At 63.2% G+C, this 17,990-nt stretch carries 10 protein-coding genes, 1 tRNA gene and 1 pseudogene; 3 read left to right on the top strand and 9 right to left on the bottom strand.

The window, feature by feature from the left end:
• Positions 1–3: 3 nt before the first annotated feature.
• From L8H00_RS08790 to L8H00_RS08780, 3 genes are read right to left on the bottom strand one after another with little or no spacing between them, the layout of a single operon-like run.
• On the bottom strand, positions 4–1,059 hold the full coding sequence (locus L8H00_RS08790; protein ID WP_242096915.1) for a phosphotransferase family protein: 1,056 nt from the start codon (positions 1,057–1,059) through the stop codon (positions 4–6).
• Positions 1,056–2,138, bottom strand: coding sequence for a Zn-dependent alcohol dehydrogenase (locus L8H00_RS08785; protein WP_242096914.1), 1,083 nt, complete (start codon positions 2,136–2,138; stop codon positions 1,056–1,058). The genes L8H00_RS08790 and L8H00_RS08785 overlap by 4 nt, the downstream gene beginning before the upstream one ends.
• On the bottom strand, positions 2,138–3,421 hold the full coding sequence (locus L8H00_RS08780; RefSeq protein ID WP_242096913.1) for an acyl-CoA dehydrogenase family protein: 1,284 nt from the start codon (positions 3,419–3,421) through the stop codon (positions 2,138–2,140). The genes L8H00_RS08785 and L8H00_RS08780 overlap by 1 nt, the downstream gene beginning before the upstream one ends.
• Positions 3,422–3,575: 154 nt before the next feature.
• Here L8H00_RS08780 and L8H00_RS08775 point away from each other — a divergent pair, with 154 nt between their 5' ends.
• Positions 3,576–4,820 (top strand): TetR/AcrR family transcriptional regulator, encoded by a 1,245-nt coding sequence (locus tag L8H00_RS08775; RefSeq protein ID WP_242096912.1) that lies wholly within the window; start codon positions 3,576–3,578, stop codon positions 4,818–4,820.
• Between the two features lie 9 nt (positions 4,821–4,829).
• Here L8H00_RS08775 and L8H00_RS08770 read toward each other — a convergent pair.
• From L8H00_RS08770 to L8H00_RS08755, 4 genes and pseudogenes are all read right to left on the bottom strand, one after another.
• Positions 4,830–4,914 (bottom strand) — tRNA-Leu (locus tag L8H00_RS08770).
• 193 nt (positions 4,915–5,107) lie between these two features.
• Positions 5,108–5,485, bottom strand: a complete 378-nt coding sequence (rplL, locus tag L8H00_RS08765) for a 50S ribosomal protein L7/L12 (protein ID WP_242096911.1) — start codon at positions 5,483–5,485, stop codon at positions 5,108–5,110.
• Between the two features lie 64 nt (positions 5,486–5,549).
• Positions 5,550–6,071, bottom strand: coding sequence for a 50S ribosomal protein L10 (gene rplJ / locus L8H00_RS08760; RefSeq protein WP_242097064.1), 522 nt, complete (start codon positions 6,069–6,071; stop codon positions 5,550–5,552).
• Positions 6,072–6,346: 275 nt separating this feature from the next.
• A pseudogene (locus tag L8H00_RS08755) lies at positions 6,347–7,018 on the bottom strand (ATP-binding protein); the annotation flags it as partial.
• Positions 7,019–7,195: 177 nt separating this feature from the next.
• On the opposite strand from L8H00_RS08755, the gene L8H00_RS08750 reads away from it, so the two are divergent.
• Together L8H00_RS08750 and L8H00_RS08745 are read left to right on the top strand one after the other, a co-directional pair.
• Positions 7,196–8,884 (top strand): Mu transposase C-terminal domain-containing protein, encoded by a 1,689-nt coding sequence (locus L8H00_RS08750; RefSeq protein WP_242096910.1) that lies wholly within the window; start codon positions 7,196–7,198, stop codon positions 8,882–8,884.
• On the top strand, positions 8,881–9,792 hold the full coding sequence (locus L8H00_RS08745) for a TniB family NTP-binding protein (RefSeq protein ID WP_242096909.1): 912 nt from the start codon (positions 8,881–8,883) through the stop codon (positions 9,790–9,792). Before L8H00_RS08750 ends, L8H00_RS08745 begins: the two co-directional genes overlap by 4 nt.
• 1,907 nt (positions 9,793–11,699) lie before the next feature.
• On the opposite strand, the gene L8H00_RS08740 is transcribed toward L8H00_RS08745, so the two are convergent.
• Positions 11,700–15,110, bottom strand: a complete 3,411-nt coding sequence (locus tag L8H00_RS08740; protein ID WP_242096908.1) for a UvrD-helicase domain-containing protein — start codon at positions 15,108–15,110, stop codon at positions 11,700–11,702.
• Positions 15,110–17,758, bottom strand: a complete 2,649-nt coding sequence (locus tag L8H00_RS08735; protein ID WP_242096907.1) for a PD-(D/E)XK nuclease family protein — start codon at positions 17,756–17,758, stop codon at positions 15,110–15,112. Before L8H00_RS08735 ends, L8H00_RS08740 begins: the two co-directional genes overlap by 1 nt.
• Positions 17,759–17,990: the final 232 nt, after the last annotated feature.

Here is a 17,990-nt window from a genome sequence, read left to right as displayed (position 1 = left end):
CGCCTAGGCTCCTGCCATCTGCGCGAATTTCCAGCTCGCGGCGGCGAGCCGGTAGACTCCGGCGGCCGATGTTTCCGCCTGCGCGCTCGACGCCGTGCCAGCGGCGATGCGTTTTTTGATGCCCTGGACGATGCCCGTCAGGCGGAACAGATTATACGCGAAGTACCAGTTGAGATCGGGGATGCCGTCGCGACCGGTGCGGGCGCAGTAACGCGCGGTCATCGCCGCGATCGTCGGGATGCCCGTCTCGGGACCGGTATGGCCGAGCACCCCCGACCGGCCTTCCGGTTCGGTCACCCAGCTCATCAGGAAATAGGAGAAATCGGCCAACGGATCGCCGAGCGTCGACAGCTCCCAATCGAGCACCGCGATCACCCGCGGCGTGTCGGGCGCGAAGATCATGTTGTCGATGCGGTAATCGCCATGAACGATCGAGGTGCGCGTCTGTTCGGGAATGGTGCGCGGCAGCCATTCGATCAGCCGCTCGACTTCGGGCATCGTCTCGGTTTCGCTCGCGCGATATTGCCGCGTCCAGCGTTCGACCTGGCGGGCGAAATAATTGCCGGGCTTGCCGTAATCGCCGAGACCGGCGGCCTGGTAATCCGCATTGTGAAGATCGGCGAGCGTATCGCACATCGCCTCGTACAGCGCAGTACGCTCGGCCGGCGCGTAACCCGGCAGCGTTCCGTCCCAGAGATTGCGGCCATCGGCCAGCCCCATGACGTAGAACATCGCACCGATCACCGACTCGTCGGTGCACAGGCCATAAGGCTTGGCGACCGGGAAGCCGGTAGGATGGAGCCCCGAGATCAGCCGATATTCGCGGTCGACCGCATGCGCGCTCGGCAGCAATTCGCCGAACGGCTTGCGGCGCAGCACATAGGCGCCCGAAGGGCTGTCGATCCGGTAGGTCGGATTCGACTGGCCGCCGGCGAACTTGGCATAGGTGAGCGGCCCCTCGAAGCCGGCCACGTTCGCCTCCATCCAGGCGGTCAGCCGGGCCGTGTCCAGCCGGTCCTTCTCGCCCACGGGGATCGTGGCGGAGCGCGTGTCGGTCATGCGAAGGTGATGACGCTGCGCGTGGTGTCGCCCTTGCGCAATTCGTCGAACGCGTCGTTGATCCGTTCGAGCGGCATGCGATCCGCGATGATCGTGTCGAGATCGAGCAATCCGCGCATGTAGAAATCCACCAGCCGGGGGATGTCGACCGGGAAGTGGTTGCGACCCATCAGCGCGCCCTGCAGCGTCTTGTCGGCCAGCAGATCGAGCGCGGAGAGCCCCACCTTCTCGCCCAGCGGCATCATGCCCAGGATCGTGGCGGTGCCACCGCGCCGCAGCACCTTCACCGCCGTGGCGGCGGATTGCGGACGGCCGACCGCCTCGATCGCATGATGGACGCCGCCCTTGCTGATGGCGACCACCTCATCGGCGGCGGTTTCGCTCCCCGCATCGATCGTGTGGGTCGCGCCCAGCTTCTCGGCCAGCGCGCGCTTTTCTGCCACGGGATCGAGCGCGATCACCTTGCCGGCGCCGGCGATCTTCGCGGCATTGATCGCGGCAAGGCCGATCCCGCCGCACCCGACGACGCACACGGTTTCGCCCGGCACGACCGCCGCGGCGTTGAACACCGCGCCCGCCCCCGTCGTGACGGCACAACCGAGCAGCGCCGCGCGGTCCATCGGCATGTCGCGATCGATCGCGACGCACGCATGTTCGTGCACCAGCATCATCTCGGCATAGGCGGAGAGGTTCAGCATCTGGGCGATCGGCGTCTCGCCCATCATCAGCCGCGGTGCCGCGCCCCGGGGCCGCCGCACGCTCGCATCGACGCACAGCGACATACGGCCGGTGACGCAGAACTCGCACTGACCGCAAAAGGCCGAGAGGCAGGTGACGACGTGATCGCCCACCTTCACGCTTCTCACCTCGTCGCCGATCGCTTCGACGACGCCGCACGCCTCATGACCGGGAATGGTCGGCATCGCGTGCGGGTAGGCGCCGTCGACGAAGTGGAGGTCCGACCGGCAGACGCCCACCGCCATCGTCCGGATCAGCACCTCGTGCGCGAGCGGTTTGGAGACCGCGACGTCCTCGATGGAGAGCGGCGTCTTGGCCTCGAACAGGACCGCGGCCTTCATCAGCGGCTCGCTCCGACATCGCCGCTCGACACCCGGTCGCTGTTCCGCGCGCCATATTTGCCGAACTCGTTGCGCGCGATCGACCGGTTGTGCACCTCGTCCGGCCCGTCGGCGAAACGCAGCGTGCGCATCGCCGCCCAGTCATGCGCCAGCTTGAAATCGCCCGAGACCCCGCCGCCGCCATGCGCTTGGATCGCATCGTCCAGGATCTGGAGCGCCATGTTCGGCGCCTGCACCTTGATCATCGAAATCTCGAGCTGCGCCGCCTTGTTCCCGGCCTTGTCCATCATGTCGGCCGCCTTCAGGCAGAGCAGCCGCGTCATCTCGATATCGATCCGCGCCTTGGCGATCCGCTGCTCCCAGACCGAGTGATCCGCGATCCGCTTGCCGAACGCCACCCGGCTGAGCAGCCGCTTCGCCATCGCCTCGATCGCGGTTTCGGCGACGCCGATGGTGCGCATGCAGTGATGGATGCGACCCGGCCCGAGACGACCCTGCGCGATCTCGAAGCCGCGCCCTTCACCGAGCAGGACGTTCTCGACCGGAACCCGCACGTCCTTCAGCTCGACCTCGCCGTGACCATGCGGCGCGTGATCGTACCCATATACCGAAAGCATCCGCTTGATCGTCACGCCCGGCGTGTCCATCGGCACCAGGATCTGGCTTTGCTGGCTATGGCGCGAACCCTCAAAGCTGGTCTTGCCCATCACTATGGCAACGGCACAGCGCGGGTCGCCGACGCCGCTCGACCACCATTTCGTGCCGTTGATGACGTAGTGATCGCCGTCGCGGATCATCGCGGTCTCGATATTGGTAGCATCGGACGACGCCACCGCCGGCTCGGTCATGAGGAAGGCGGAGCGGATCTCGCCGTTCATCAGCGGTCGCAGCCACCGCTCCTTCTGTTCCAGCGTACCGTAGCGATGGAAAACCTCCATATTGCCGGTATCGGGCGCCGAACAGTTGAAGCATTCGCTGGCCCAGCCGATCTTGCCCATCTCCTCGGCGCACAGCGCATATTCGAGGTTCGTGAGCTGCGTGCCCTCGAATTCGAAACTGTCGTCGACATGGGTCTGGCCGGAATGCGGCGGCATGAAGAAATTCCAGAGACCGGCGGCTTTCGCCTTCTCCTTCACCTCTTCGATCACCGGCAGCACCTTCCACCGATCGCCCTCATGGCTCTGCGCGTCGTAATCCGCCTGGCGCGGCGCGATCTCGCGCGCGATGAAATCGCGGACCCGGTCCCGGAAAAACGTCTCGCGCTCGCTCAGCGTGAAATCCATCGCACCCTCTCCATCGCTCGTCGCCACCGCGCTTAGACCGTACCGCATCTTCGGTAAAGCGCCGTGCCGCGGCTTTCGACGCCGATACGGCGCGGCGCACCGCCTGCTGCAAAAAACACTGTTCCTTCGAATCGAAGCTGATACTGTCCGCGGCATGAGCGTGATGGAGGGGCGTGCCACCGAAGGCGAACAGGGCACGAAGCGTTTTCGAGCGAAGCGCGATGCGATCCTGGCCGCGGCGGCCGAGGCGATCAACGAACAGAGCGCGAAGGGCATGACCTTCGCCGATGTCGCACGTCGGGTCGGGCTCAACACGACCAGCGTCACCTATTATTTCAAGCGCAAGGAAGACCTTGCCGCCGCCGCCTTCGAAAACACGCTCGCCAGCCTGATGGCGATGCTCGACGAGGCGATGACCGCGCCCAGCGCGCGCGAACGCGTCGCGCGCTATCTCTCGCTCAACATGGACCGACTCGCCCGGATCGAGCGTGGCGAGGAGACCGCCTTCGCGGTCCTGTCCGATCTGCGCGCCACGGAGGATCCGGTGCGCGCCCGGCTGATGGCGGGTTGGCAGCGCGTCTTCCGCGCCACGCGGGGATTATGGGGCACGGCCTCCACGCGCGCGCAGACCGATCTGTTCGGCGCACGCGCGCATGTGCTGCTCGAAAACACCTTCTGGCTCCCGGTCTGGCTGTCGCGCTACGATCCCGATCAATATGGCCGGGTGGAGGCGCGGCTGATGGACGTCTTCGCCAACGGCATCGCCGCGCCCGGCGAGAGCTGGTCGCCGACGATGCTGGAACTGGCGCATGACGGCCGCGAGCCGGGGCGAGAGGCGTTCCTGCTGGCGGCCACCCGGCTCATCAACGAACTGGGCTATCGCGGCGCGTCGGTGCAGCGCATCGCCTCGCAGCTGAACGTCACCAAGGGCAGTTTCTACCACCATCTCGACGCCAAGGACGACCTCGTCATCGCCTGTTACCGGCGCAGCTTCGACACCATCGCCGGCGCGCAGGCCCGCGCGGACGCCGTCGGCGGCAGTGAGTGGCACCGGCTGTCGAGCGTGATCGCTACCCTGCTCGACGTGCAGTTCGCCGAACGCGGCCCGCTGCTGCGCACCACCGCACTGAGCGGCCTGCCGCCCGAGGCGCGCGCCGCCATGCTCGATCGATCGAACCGGACCGCCAGGCGTTATGCGGGCACGATCATGGACGGCATCGCGCAAGGGTCATGCCGCCCGGTCGACGCGCTGATCGCGGCGCAGGCACTGATGGCGCTCCAGAACGCCGCGTTCGACATGCGCAAATGGGCGGGCACCATGCCGCGCGATCAGGCGATCGCCATGTACGCCTCGACGATGCTGTTCGGCCTGTTCGACGATCGCGCGGCCTCGCTCTAGGCGCGCGTCTGGTGCGGGTGGTCGGGCTCGAACCGACACTCCTTGCGGAACCGGATTTTGAGTCCGGCGCGTCTACCAATTCCACCACACCCGCATCGGCGTGGCGCTCCGGGTAACGCAAGCGGATAGCCGGGAGCAACGAAAAAGGGCAGCCCCGCAAGGAGCCGCCCTTCTTTTTCGTCGGCGAGCCGTCATGGGACTGAATCCCATGACATCGAACGGAGCTGTGCTCCGCCGGCCGGCCTTGCGGGTTTCGCGCGCTGTTGCCAGCGCGCGCCCGCTGCGGCTTACTTGACCTCGACGGTCGCGCCGGCGGCTTCGAGCTGCGCCTTGATCTTGGCGGCCTCGTCCTTCGACACGCCTTCCTTGACGGCCTTGGGAGCCGACTCGACCAGCGTCTTGGCTTCGGTCAGGCCGAGCGAGGTGATCGCGCGGACTTCCTTGATGACGTTGATCTTCTTGCCACCGTCGCCGGTGAGGATCACGTCGAACTCGGTCTGCTCTTCGGCTGCGGGGGCTGCTGCGCCGCCGCCACCGGCGGCCGGTGCGGCAACCGCTGCGGCCGCCGAAACGCCCCACTTCTCTTCGAGCATCTTGGAAAGCTCGGCCGCCTCGAGGACGGTCAGTTCGCTCAGGCTGTCAACCAGCGCGTTCAGGTCTGCCATGTTCATTCTCCATGCGGGGCGCATCGCCCCAAAGTGTCAGTCGGTCGAAACGAAGATCCGAAAATCAGGCGTCTGCCTTGTCCTTCTCGGCATAGGCCGACAGCACGCGGGCGAGCTGCGCCGCGGGAGCCTGCGCGATCGTGGCGATCTTCGTGGCGGGTGCCACGATGAGGCCGAGGATCTTGGCGCGCAGTTCATCCAGCGAGGGCAACGTCGCGAGCGCCTGCACGCCGGCTACGTCGAGAGGAGTCGCGCCCATCGCCCCGCCCACGATTTCGAACTTGTCGTTCGTCTTCGCGAAATCCACGGCCACCTTGGCGGCCGCGACGGGATCGATCGAGGTGGCCAGCGCCACGGGACCGGTCAGCATGCTGCCGATCGAGCCGTAGTCCGTGCCGTCGAGCGCGATGATGGCAAGCTTGTTCTTCGAGACCCTGTAGGTCGCGCCGGCGTCACGCATCTTGTTCCGCAGCACAGTGGACTGTGCGACGGTCATGCCGAGGTTGCGGGTGACGACCACCACGCCGACTTCGGCAAAATTGCGGTTCAGCTCGGCGACGGCTGCGGTCTTCTGATCGCGATCCATGCCATTCTCCACATTCTGGGCGACACGCGCGAACGTATCACCCGGTTCAAGACCGGTGGAGCGGAACCCCACCGGGGTGTCCTTCGATGGGGCATGGGAGGCAGACCGGCGACGCTTCGTGGAAGCGATCGGGCGGTGAAATCCTTCATCCCCGTCTCGGCGGGAAATTAAGCCACGGCGAACCCGCGGCACCCACTGTCTTGGACGGAACCCGGCGGACGAACCCCCGGGACGAGGGCGCCCATAGCAGATCGGTGCCCCCCGTCAACCTGGCGCTACGCCACGGGTGGCCGGCGGCGATAGCTCAAAGCCTCCGCAACATGCGTTCGCCCGACCGATTCGACGCCCGCCAGGTCCGCGATCGTGCGCGCCACCCGCAGAATCCGCGTATAGCCCCGTGCGGTGAGCCGCATCGTCTCGGCCGCCTGCGCCAGCAGCGTGCGCCCCGGATCATCGGGCGTCGCGACCGCATCCAGCAGCGGACCATCGGCTTCGGCATTGGTCCGTGCCGCGGCGTTCGCGTAACGGCGCGTCTGAACCTGCCGCGCGGCGGCGACGCGGCTTGCGACTTCGGCGGAACCTTCGCCGGGCGGCGGCAGGACGAGATCGGCGGCGGTGACGGCCGCCACATCGACATGCAGATCGATCCGATCGAGCAACGGGCCCGATATCTTGCCCTGATAATCGGCGGCGCATCGCGGTGCACGGGCGCAGGCGAGGCTCGCATCGCCCAGATGACCGCATCGGCAGGGATTCATCGCCGCGATCAACTGCACGCGTGCCGGAAAATTCACATGCGCGTTGGCGCGCGCGACGCTCACGATGCCGGTCTCGAGCGGCTGGCGCAGCGAATCGAGCACCGCGCGCTGGAACTCGGGCAGTTCGTCGAGGAACAGCACGCCGAGATGCGCGAGGCTCACCTCGCCCGGCTTCACCTTCAGCCCGCCTGTGGAAGACCCATGTTACATTGCACCCGACTGGTCTTTTGATGCCTAAATGACCCGGGTCACTTTGCACCCGGGACCGCCTTGCACTGCACCAGCAAACCTTAGATGCTTGGACCCGTGCCAGATAGCCGAGTCAGAAATGTAGCTAAAATCGGCTCTCCTCAGCCAGCAGATGGCGTGGATGCCGCAGATCTGAGCCCTGCAGAGTTAGAAGTTGCCCTTGTGCGCCGCGAAATTGTGGCACCCTTGGTAGCAAAATCCGAATGCACGCGCGTTGAGGCCGAAGAGGCTGCGCTTCTGTTGGGGTGCTCAACGCGAACGATCTGGACAATTTTGAAGCGGTATCGAGCGACCCGCCGACTTCGCGATCTTCTGCCTACAAAAGGGAAAGGCGTACAGGGTCATAGTTTTCTTGACCCGCGTGTCGATGCCATCATCGCGAGCGTATTTGAGAAGTTTCATCTCAGCAGAATGCGTCCGAACATCGTTCAAACCGTTACCGAAATCCGACGGCGATGTGCTGCTGAAGGACTTGCTCTGCCTAGTAGAGGCTCGATCACGAGGCGTCTTAAACGAATTCCCGACATCGACATCGTTGCAGCAAGGGAAGGGAGAAAGAAGGCCGGCGAACGGTTTAGGCCCGTAAGCGGATCGACTCCCAACACTACCGCCCCGCTCCAGCGGGTTCAGATTGATCACACTAAAGTCGACGTCATAGTGGTAGATGAGATCAATCGTCTTCCACTACAGAGGCCGTTCATCACTATTGCCATCGACGAGTTTTCGAGAGCTGTTTTAGGCTTCCACCTGTCATTGGAAGCGCCTTCAGCAACCTCCGTCGGCCTGTGCTTAGTCCATTCTATCCTGCCGAAAGACAATTGGGCAAATCGTATCGGCCTCGACTTTCCTTGGCCCATGTACGGCAGGCCGGATGAAATTTACGTCGACAACGGATCGGATTTTCACTCAGAGGCGGTTGAGCGCGGCTGTGACGCGTGGGGCATGAAGATCAACTTCAGGCCTGGGGGCATGCCCCATTTTGGTGGCATTATCGAGCGGATGGTGGGCACTGCTATGGCCTCAGTGAAGACACTACCGGGCGCAACGGGGGCGTCAATCGCCGAACGCGGCGATAGAAACCCTGACCGTGAAGCGGCGATGACTCTTCCCGAACTTGAGCTGATGTTTGCTACTTTCTTTTCGGGGCAGTATCATCGCACTCTCCACACGCATCACGGCATCACTCCGTACACTAAATGGATGCGGGGGATCTTTGGCGATGGTCAGAATACCGGTCGCGGTATCTCAACAGACATACAAGATCCGCAAAGGCTTCTGATCGACTTCTTGCCGCTAGAGCGCCGAAAACTCACGCAACGCGGCATTCGTTGGGGCGGAGTCCATTACATGGACGACATTCTGCGCTCCTATCTGATGCACGGGAAGCATGACACTTTCATCGTTCGCCGGGACCCCCGCGACGTTTCGTCGATCTGGCTTTTGTCCCCTGATGACAATCGATATTATCGCATCGGCGCGAGGGATATATCCCGCCCGTCACTATCCTTGTGGGAACTAGAGGCTGCCCGGCGATTAGTTCGCAAGGACGGTCGTGCCGACTACGACGAGACCGCGCTGTTTGCCGCGGTAGAGGCACAACGGCAAATCACAAGCTCTGCCGCAGCGAACAAAGCTCAAGCCCGGCGCTCACGATTAGCTGTTGAACGCCGTACGCGGAATAAAATAGGCGGCGAAGATTCAAAGCCGGTGGCGACCGAGGCGCCAGCGCCTCTCGCCCAAGCCCCATGGCGGTATACAGAAGCGCTAACGCCCGACGATGACGATACCTTCGAGGTTTATGAATGAGTTCTGTCGAGCGCCGCCTCACTCCAGCTACACAGGCGATCATCGACGCGCCTGCTTCGATCAGGCTCGAAGCTCTCAAAGCCCAGCCCTTCGTCGCGTATGCCACGGCCAAGCGCATTGCGGCCCGTTTGGAGGAGCTTCTTACCAGCGCCAAATCGCATCGTCCCGCCAGCATGTTGATTTCAGGACCTACAAACAACGGCAAGACTATGCTGGTGAACCGCTTCATCAACCTTCACCCAATTGACGACGATCCCACTGCGGACGCCATAACGGCCAAAGTCCTGTATGTGCAAATGCCTCCAACGCCGGATCCGCGCCAGTTTTATACGTCGCTTCTTGATCGGCTCAATGCCCCGGTCCGTCGCACATCGATTTTAAGTCAGCTCCAGAGTCAAACTCTTCGGCTCTTTGAAGCCATAGGACTGAAGATTCTCGTTATAGACGAGATGCACAATATACACAGTGGACGCATCGAGCAGCAACGCGCGTTCTTGAACCTGTTGAGATACATATCGAACGAGCGGCAGATACACTTGGTCGGTTGCGGACTGATAACGGCGGTCCGCGCTTTGCAATCGGACGAGCAACTTTCAAACCGTTTTGAACACTGGCCACTTCCCAAGTGGACATCTGAAAATGGCTCTCGTGCGCTGCTAAACACGCTCGAGATGACCCTGCCGCTGAAGCAAGAGTCCAACCTATCTGGCGCGCGTCTCATGGGAAAAATCCTCGCTTTATCAGGCGGCACTATCGGTGAGATTGTTCGGCTAGTTAGTGCTGCCGCAGCAGAAGCAATTCAAAGCGGGGCCGAACGTGTCGATTTACCTTTAATCGACGGGCTGCGGTGGATACCGCCTGACGAGCGACGACGTGCAGCAGAGCTGTCCCTTGGATATCGAGAGTAGCCCGTGCGCGACCTTCTCCCTTGGAGACCGAAGCCAAAGGATGACGAGTTACTCTCATCTTGGCTCTTGCGCGTCGCAGTCGGCAACTCGCCCAAACTCCATACCTTTTGCCACATCGTCTGGCCGAACCGGCATCTATGGAACCGCGACCTTGATGCCATGGCACCTAGCGATATCGTCCAGACTCTCGCCAGCCTCACAGGGACCAGCGCTACGAAAGCTTGGGGGACCACGCTCCCGTCACTTGAGGGCACGCTTTACGAACGCGTGAGAGTAAACAATGCCTCAAGATGGGTGCTGCCCCTCGGCGTCTATCATCGGACGAGGCGCCGCGCCGGGCAACAGTGGTGCGGAGAATGCCTCCGCCATGACCCGCAGCCGTACTATCGGAAGAACTGGAGGCTTGCTATTTCAAGCACTTGCTCACGGCATGGCCTAGTGCTTGCAGATCGCTGCATTGAATGCGCCTCGCCCGCAGTGCCACATCGCGGAGATGATCCCAATTGCCACGTCTGCGGCAGCGACCGACGTTTCTATCCGCACCTCCCCGCGCGGTCAGAGACGCTTCAATTCGAACATAACCTTCGCTCGATTATAGCTGGCCGCGCTAGGCCTCCAGCCACCTTGAAGCATCTTTACCCCGTCGCGTTCTTCAACCTTGTCCGCCAAGTCCTCTCCATCGTCACCGCTAATCCACGAGCACAGCGCTTGAGGGATGTGGTATGCAAACACCATGGAGGTGACCCCCGCCCCGCTCTATTCGAAACGAAGCTCGGCGCTCCAGAGCTGTTATCAAGCGTCGATCGGCACCGAATGATGACGATGGTAGCGCATCTCCTTGATGGATGGCCTTACAAATTTACCGCTCTGTCTGCAGAGGCGGGCATGTGGCGATCATGGGCAATGCGGGGACATCAAGACTCAATCCCCTACGAATATGCGTCAGTCGTTCAAAGGTATCTCGGCGCCGGCCCAACGTAGTTATTCACCAGGTTGGCAGACTAACTCACCTACCATGTACAAACTTACGGTGTGCATGAAGCGTGCCGCTCTGTCGCCACCTTGGAATTGCGCGGCGCACATAAAGGCAACCATCACCTGGTTTAATGATGCATTGTAGTCGTGGCACATGTTTTTCAACAACTCCGGAGCATCTTGCAGAATATGACGGCGCGACGCGCCGCAATCAGGTGATGACGACACAGACATCAGGGCCTCCGATCGTTGAGAGGCGTCCCGGCCGAAGCCGGGCGTTGGAAACCCTGCACGTGGTCAAGGCGCTGCCGCCTTTGGGCAAGCCTTGGACATGCGCGACAGCCGCCCGGCCAAAAGCTTGACCGGACCACGTGACTGTCGGGGTTTCCACGCCCCACGGGCGGGATTGACCGCGCCGTGAATGCGGGATTGCAGACTTCAGACGGCCCGGCAAGCTCTAGAATCAAGCGGAGGCCACGCTCGCCGTTGCCTTGAAAAGCGTTGAACAAGTCGATCGGAGCCTGAAAACCAAGCTTACCGAGGCTGTGAATCGTCTGCTCAACGAGTGACACGTTGCCTGATCGAAGCCTGACAGTCCGGTCGGCTTCCGCCCCAATCCGCGAACGCCATAGGTTGTGCTAGGCTCACAATAAGATGGACGCCGCTTCATCGATTGGCGGTGCCACAAGATGCTGATACACCATCTACCGGAAGGATCGATCATTGCCGTCCGACAACCCCATCTCCGCACCGGCACAAACCATCAGCAACGCTGAGCGGTCCCGTCGGCAGGCTGAGGTTGATTTCGCGCGGGGGAACGTGCGCTATGAAGGGGGCGTCCTTCCTGACGGGGTTGAAAAGCTTAACGCCCGCTACATTGCTGGGGAGATTGGAAGCGAAGACCTCACCGCCGCCATTCTTGCATGCACGCCCTAGCTTCTCACGCTCGAGGCGAGCGGCGGAACTTGGCTGACATGCAGCACGATTCCGCTGGTTACGAACACAACCATCCCATGAGAAACATTGGCCACTTCAAGATATCGTCGAACCTGCAAGCGGTAGTGATCCGATGCCGCCGGGCTGGGATCCACATCACTTTTCCAGTCGATCACCAGCTCAGGCTTGCCATCTTCACCGATGCAAAGCGCATCGACGATGCCAAATGTGGCAAGTTCGACGCCATCTTCCTCGCTCAACCCGTAGACTGACAGCTCGGGCAGAAGCCTCGCCCGGATTGCGGCGATTTCGGGCAAAGCTAGCGTCTTCGCAACAGTCTCGCCCATCTCATCGGCCGACAGGCCGTTGGCTGCGTCAGCCCCGGGCTCGCGCCCCATTTCCCGGATCAGGTCTACAGCTCGTCCGACGAGTGCAGCCACATCGTCGGCGGTCTCGCCGGTAAGAACCTCCTCGAACAGCTTGTGGATGACGAGACCCCGCTCACGGCCACCTTGGATGACGACTGCTTCGTCCGCTGGCGGTTCGTCGTCTTCGCCGGCAATGACGATCTGCGGTACGGATACGACGTCCAGCGGGCCTGACGGATCCTCGTCCCTGCTTGGAGCGACCCAGCGGAGCCTGATGGTTGCCGCTACAACCGCTGCCGCCTCGCTCGCGAAGACATCGCGTGTTTGCCCATTCTCCGGATCGCCGTCGATCGTTTCGAACCCCGCCGGATGCTGCTCGATGTCGATCAGGGGAAGGCCATCAAGATCGAAGTCCATCAATGCATTCCAGCTGCTCTTTGAGGCCGGCACGTCGAGCTTTGGCAGCACGAGTAATTCGCGCGCGCGGGTAGCCGCGACATACCAGAGCCGCAGCCGCTCACGCTCACGCTCGGCGACTTCTGCTGCCTTGGCATCCTCGTAGCCCGCAGGCGCAACGCCGAGGACAGGAAGGAAGATCGTCTTCGTGTCGCTGTCGATGATCGGGTCCCGCACGTCGTTGCCAGCTGTCATCGTGTTGATTGGTACGACGATAGGCCATTCAAGTCCCTTGGAGGCGTGCATGGTCACCAGCGACACCGCTTCCTCCTGAGCATCGGGGCGCCCTTCCGCCGATCGCGTCTTGCCCTCCCACGCTGCGGTCATTGCATCTGCAAACGCCCTCAGCCCGCGTACGCCATAAGGTTGGGCGAGGCTCAGATAGAGATCGACGTTCGCCAGCGGACGCTCCGCCTGCCCGCCATGGCGCTGGAGGAGAATGGGCCGGACGCGCAACAGGTCGATCGCCTCTGCAAGCATCTGATGCGGCGTGGTCCCATTGATCCCTCGCCGAAGCACCTGGAGCTTTTCGACGATATCGCGAGCGTGGCTATTTTCGATCGCTTCCGGATCGAGTTGCATGGTGAGCCGCCGCCGAGCATCCGGTCGCGCAGGATCGCGAGGCTGGCTCCAGACGAGGTCGAGCAGTTGCTCCTCGGTCAGCCCGACCAGCGGTCCGCGTAGCAGCGCGATCAGAGCGAGGGTGTCGCGACTGTCAGCCAGCACGCGCGTGATCGCGATAAGGTCCTGTACCTCCTGGCGACGATAAAAGCCTTTTCCCGCCTGCGTCGCGACCGGTACGCCGCGCTTCTCAAGTGCCTCCTCGTAGCGCCACAACTCCGTGCCGCCCGGTGCCAGCAGGGCAATGTCGCCTGGCCGGCAGGGCCGACGCGTGTCGGTCTTGCGATCGACAATGATCTGGCTGCCGATCAGCCGGCAGCACATCTCAGCGACTGCCTCCGCTTCGCAATCGCGCTGCGCACCCGCCTTGGCCTTGCCGTCCTCGCCCGCGCAAGGAACGGCAAGTGCTGCAACGCACAGCCCCTCGCCATGATCGGGGTGGAAGCTATCGAGCGCCGTGAACCCCGGCTGCCCCAGCTCGACCGACATGTGCGGTGCAAAGCGCTCGTTCACATATGCAAGGATCGCGGCGCAAGAGCGGAAGTTGGTCGAGATCGACAGCAGGTCGTTGGGGCTCTGCGCCCGAATCGCTTCGCGAGCGCGGATGTAGGCGGCAACGTCGGCACCACGGAAGCGGTAGATCGCCTGTTTCGGGTCGCCGACGAGAAAGAGCGCTCCCGGCCTGATCCGATAATTCGCCCAATTCTTCGGATCGGCGCCATCGACCGGGTCGCCGCAGAGCCGCCAAAAGATCTCGGTTTGGAGTGGATCTGTGTCCTGAAATTCGTCCACCAAGACATGCGCGTAGCGCTTTGCCAGCGCTCCCCGCACCGCTGGATGATCGCGCAGCAGATCGCGCGCCGCGAAGATCAGGTCATCAAAATCGAGCAGCGCTGCCGAGCGCTTATAATCGCGGAAGTTGTCGACGATCGGTTGGATCGCGCTCATCAGGTCGGCCAGCACACGCCCAGCCACAGCCTGGAGCAGAGCGGTCCAGCCCTGGCAACAGGCGAGATGGAGTTCTTCGGCTTGGCCGTTGAGCAGGCCCCCGTCTGCTTTGGAGAGGCCGGCAGCCTTTGCCGCCGCCTCCCATTTGCCCTTCTTCTTGTAGACGCTGAACGTGCCCTTGGCGGTGCAAAGCGACGGGTGCGGCACCGAGGAAAGCAGGCGGACGAGTGTCGCCGGGCTATCGTTCGCAGACGCAACCGCGACCGCTTCGCCCATTTCCACAAAGGCAGACGCGCCAGCGATGCTCTCAGGCTCCTGCGCTGCCGTCCCGACGACGAAGGCACGATAAGCATCGGCCGCTGCGCGATAGGCTATCACTAAGGCCCCAAGCGCGCCGGCCACAGGCGCCACCAGCACACGATTGTCGCGCAGCGCGCCAGCCGCGGTTGCGATCAGCTCGCTCGCCTTGGTCGGGCTGACGAAGACGAGCTCGGACACGAGGCTCTCTTCGCCGGAGTTGAGAATGTCGCGTAGCCAGCCATCGATGACATCGCCAAACACGAGGTCCGCTTGCGCGGGATCCATCAGTGAAGCGCCGGGATCGATGTCGGCCTCGACCGGATAGGGCTTGATAAGCCGCTGACAAAAGCCGTGGATCGTTGAGCAGGTGATCTCGTCGATCGCGGAGGCGGCTTGGTCGAGGTTCGCTCGCTGCGCGTCCGAGAGGCCGTCGGGCAGCGCGATCGCAAGCTCGCGTGGAACATGCCCGTCGAGCAGCTCGTCGACGAAGTCGCGGACGCGCGCCAGGAGCTCGCTTGCGGCCAGCTCGGTGAAGGTGACTGCTGCGATCGCCTTGGGTGCTGCGCCGCCGGCGAGCAGCAGCGCGAGCCGCCCTGCCATGACAGCGGTCTTGCCTGAGCCAGCGCCGGCTTCGACCAGGACAGAGCGATCGTGCGCGGTCATTGCGACCAGGCGAGCCGCTTCATCGCGAAGGATTGGGGTCGCGATGTTCATCAGATCGCCTCCCAGACGAGCGCTGCGTCGCCCAGCGCCTCTCGAGCGGGCTCCAGCTTGCGGGGACAATAGCCATTGGCGGCATTGGCCGGCAGCGCAAAGCTCAGATCGTCATAGTCGCCGCCATTGTCGGGGCCGATCACAGCGCGACCAGCGAGCAGGCTCGCGCGCGCTGCGCTCAAATGTCCAGCCAGCTCTTCCAACACCACGCCCGGCTCTTCGAGGTGGCGAGCCTCAGTATCGCGCGGGTAGAGAAGCGCCGCGTCGATCTCGACGCCATCGCCGAGCAGCGCCTTTACGGCATAAGCGTAAAGGCAGCGCTGCAGCTCTTTCCCACCCTGCAGGGTCACCGGCTTCGGGGGAAGCCTGCCTCCCTTGTAGTCCAGCACCCTGGCCTGTGCGCCATCTCCGGAAAGGTCGAGCCGATCGATGTAACCCCAGATCTTGAAGCCGGTGTCGGCGATTTCCACCGCCATCGCTGGGTCCCAGGGCAAGGCTCCGTCGGACTTGGCTTCCTGTCCGCCGAACGGCACCTCGGTGTAGCATTTCTGACCGTCGAAAGCCGGCTCGGGATGCTGGAGCGCGTTCAGCGCGGTTAGGCGAGCCTCCTCGATCGTGCGTCGCCAGACGACCAAAGGTGGTACCGCCTGCTCGGCCTGCCACTGCTCTGCGACGATCGCGGATGCCTGCTCGATTGCGGCGATGACCTGATCTGATCGGGCACCGGCGAGGCTCCCTTGGCCTTCAAGCAGCCGCACGGCATGATCCAGCGTCTCGTGGAGCAGGATGCCACTCTGGCGCGCATCTAGTACCAACGCCTCTTCGGCGCTTCCCGGTGCCCCGATGCCGAGGGCGTAACTCCAGGTGAAACCGAGCGGGTTGCGCAGCAGCTTGGTGAGCGAACTCGCAGACTGCACGCGCTCCAAAGCCGCCAAGAGCGCGGGATGATCGGCACGAACCATACCGTCATGAGGCGTTACCGCGGACCGCTGCCAGTTGCTCCAGCAGGCGACAGCCGAGCGCGCCTGATCGTTGGCGCCAAAGTCGGTGGGCCGGGCCAGCAGGCGATCGGTCTCGCTCATCGCATGCGCCGGCCGCCGGTTTCGGCGGACATAGCGAGGTTCGGGATGCCCGCGCAGCAGCGGGCTTTTGCCGAGCAGCCGCCCTTCGTTGTCACGCCGCGCGCGTGACAGCACGACTTGCTCTGTCGTCGTGCAGAGAATCGTCTCGAAGTCGCGGCGATCGGCTGCAGTGACGGGCAACGGATCGAGCTCCGCGACCGGCACGATGTGGTCGGACAGCAGACGATCCTCGGAGATCCGTCGCGGCCATCCCGTCGAAGTCAAACCGAGCAGGCGCACGAATTTGCGGGGCGAGGCGGCCAGCGCCGAAGCCGGCATCCACGCGACCGACACGCACGCTTCACAAGCATCCTCCTGGCGCAAACCGTCGATGGTCACGTCGATCGCCGCCGCACTACCCGCGAGCAAAGCCTTTCTCCAGATGCGCAGCGAACTACCCGACAGGAAGGCGCGGCCGATCTCCTCGGCATCACCGGGCCCACCGCTGAGCTTTTCGACGATCGTGCGCAGCTTGGCCGTATGATCGATGCCGTCGGGCCACCGATCGGCGGTGAGACCGCTCAGAAGCCGCTCCCAGGCGTTGGCGGACGATAATGGAGCATCGGGCGGCAGCACGCGCTGCCAGCCATCTGGCAATGCCTGAAACGGCCCTGAGCCAGACAGCAGCGTGGTGAGGCGGCGAAGGCGGCCCTGCGAGATCCCGCGCACCAATAGGTCGGCGAGCGCCGCGGCAGTTTGACCATCCCGGGTGGTCACCACCCGGATGCTGTGGACGAAGTGAAGGTCGATATTGGCGTCCGCACGAAGCGCCATGAACTCGTCGTCATACGCTGCCGGGGCGGCAGCCGCGATCGCGATCTCCGACGGCTTCGCGATCCCGTTGGCGATCAGCTCTCGCGCCCAGCGCAACGCCTCGATCGCCTCATGATAACCGCTGGCAGTGCTCATCGCCTCGACCTTCGGCGTGGCGGGTTTAGAGCGGATGATCTCGACGGCCGAGCCTTCAAGCCATTCGGGAACGGAGCGTGGCCCGGCGTTCCACCGCACCGGCAAAGTGCCTGCGAGCTTTACCAGCAGGTCGCGCCAACAGGGCGATAGTTCGCTGATGCCGACAATCTCGATCTCGTCGAACAGTGCGGGCGCATGGCCGAGCCGCGCGATGGCTTGGAACGCCAGATCGACCGGACGCAACATCGACGAGGGCAGACGTTCGAGAACTGCCTGTTCGAGCGTTGCCAAAGCATCGAGCCGGGGATGATCGCCGGCCCTTGCTGAAAGATCGATGTCGGTACGCCAGACTTTGTGCAGGGTGTCGGCTGCGGCCCCCGTCATACCCGGAAGAAGTTTGATCGCATTAAGTTCGCCGAGGTCGTTCTCGGGCAGAGCCTTTTGGATCGCATCGCGCAGCGTTTCTGCGTCAATCGTTTGCGCGAAACCGCCAGCGAGGCGCGCGGCAAGTTGCTCGAACGCCATGACCTGAATGCCGTGGCGCTGGTTGCGAGCGGCATCGAGCCGGATCTCACGAGACGCGAGGCGGCCGTGCGCTATGTAAGTCTGCCGCTTCATGAAAGGCTCTCATTGATGCTCATCGACGTCGAGCTTAGATGGCGGGTGAGTCGCGATCAACGGCACGGTTAGCTCAGCAGCTTGACCCAATTGCGGAATTTCGTGCAAGCATCTGCACTCCCGATAGCGTCCGTTGTTGAGCAAAAACCTAATTCCAGCTCTTCCATGATCGTCCATTCCGCTGAAGATGCCGACAGACCCGCTCCACGCAGGTGACGCCGCTATGGGGAGG

Source organism: Sphingomonas sp. CROZ-RG-20F-R02-07 (assembly GCF_022662335.1).
In the GTDB taxonomy this organism is placed as follows: domain Bacteria; phylum Pseudomonadota; class Alphaproteobacteria; order Sphingomonadales; family Sphingomonadaceae; genus Sphingomonas.
The sequence above is the reverse complement of the archived record's forward strand: the minus strand, read 5'-3'. Positions and strand labels throughout refer to the sequence as shown.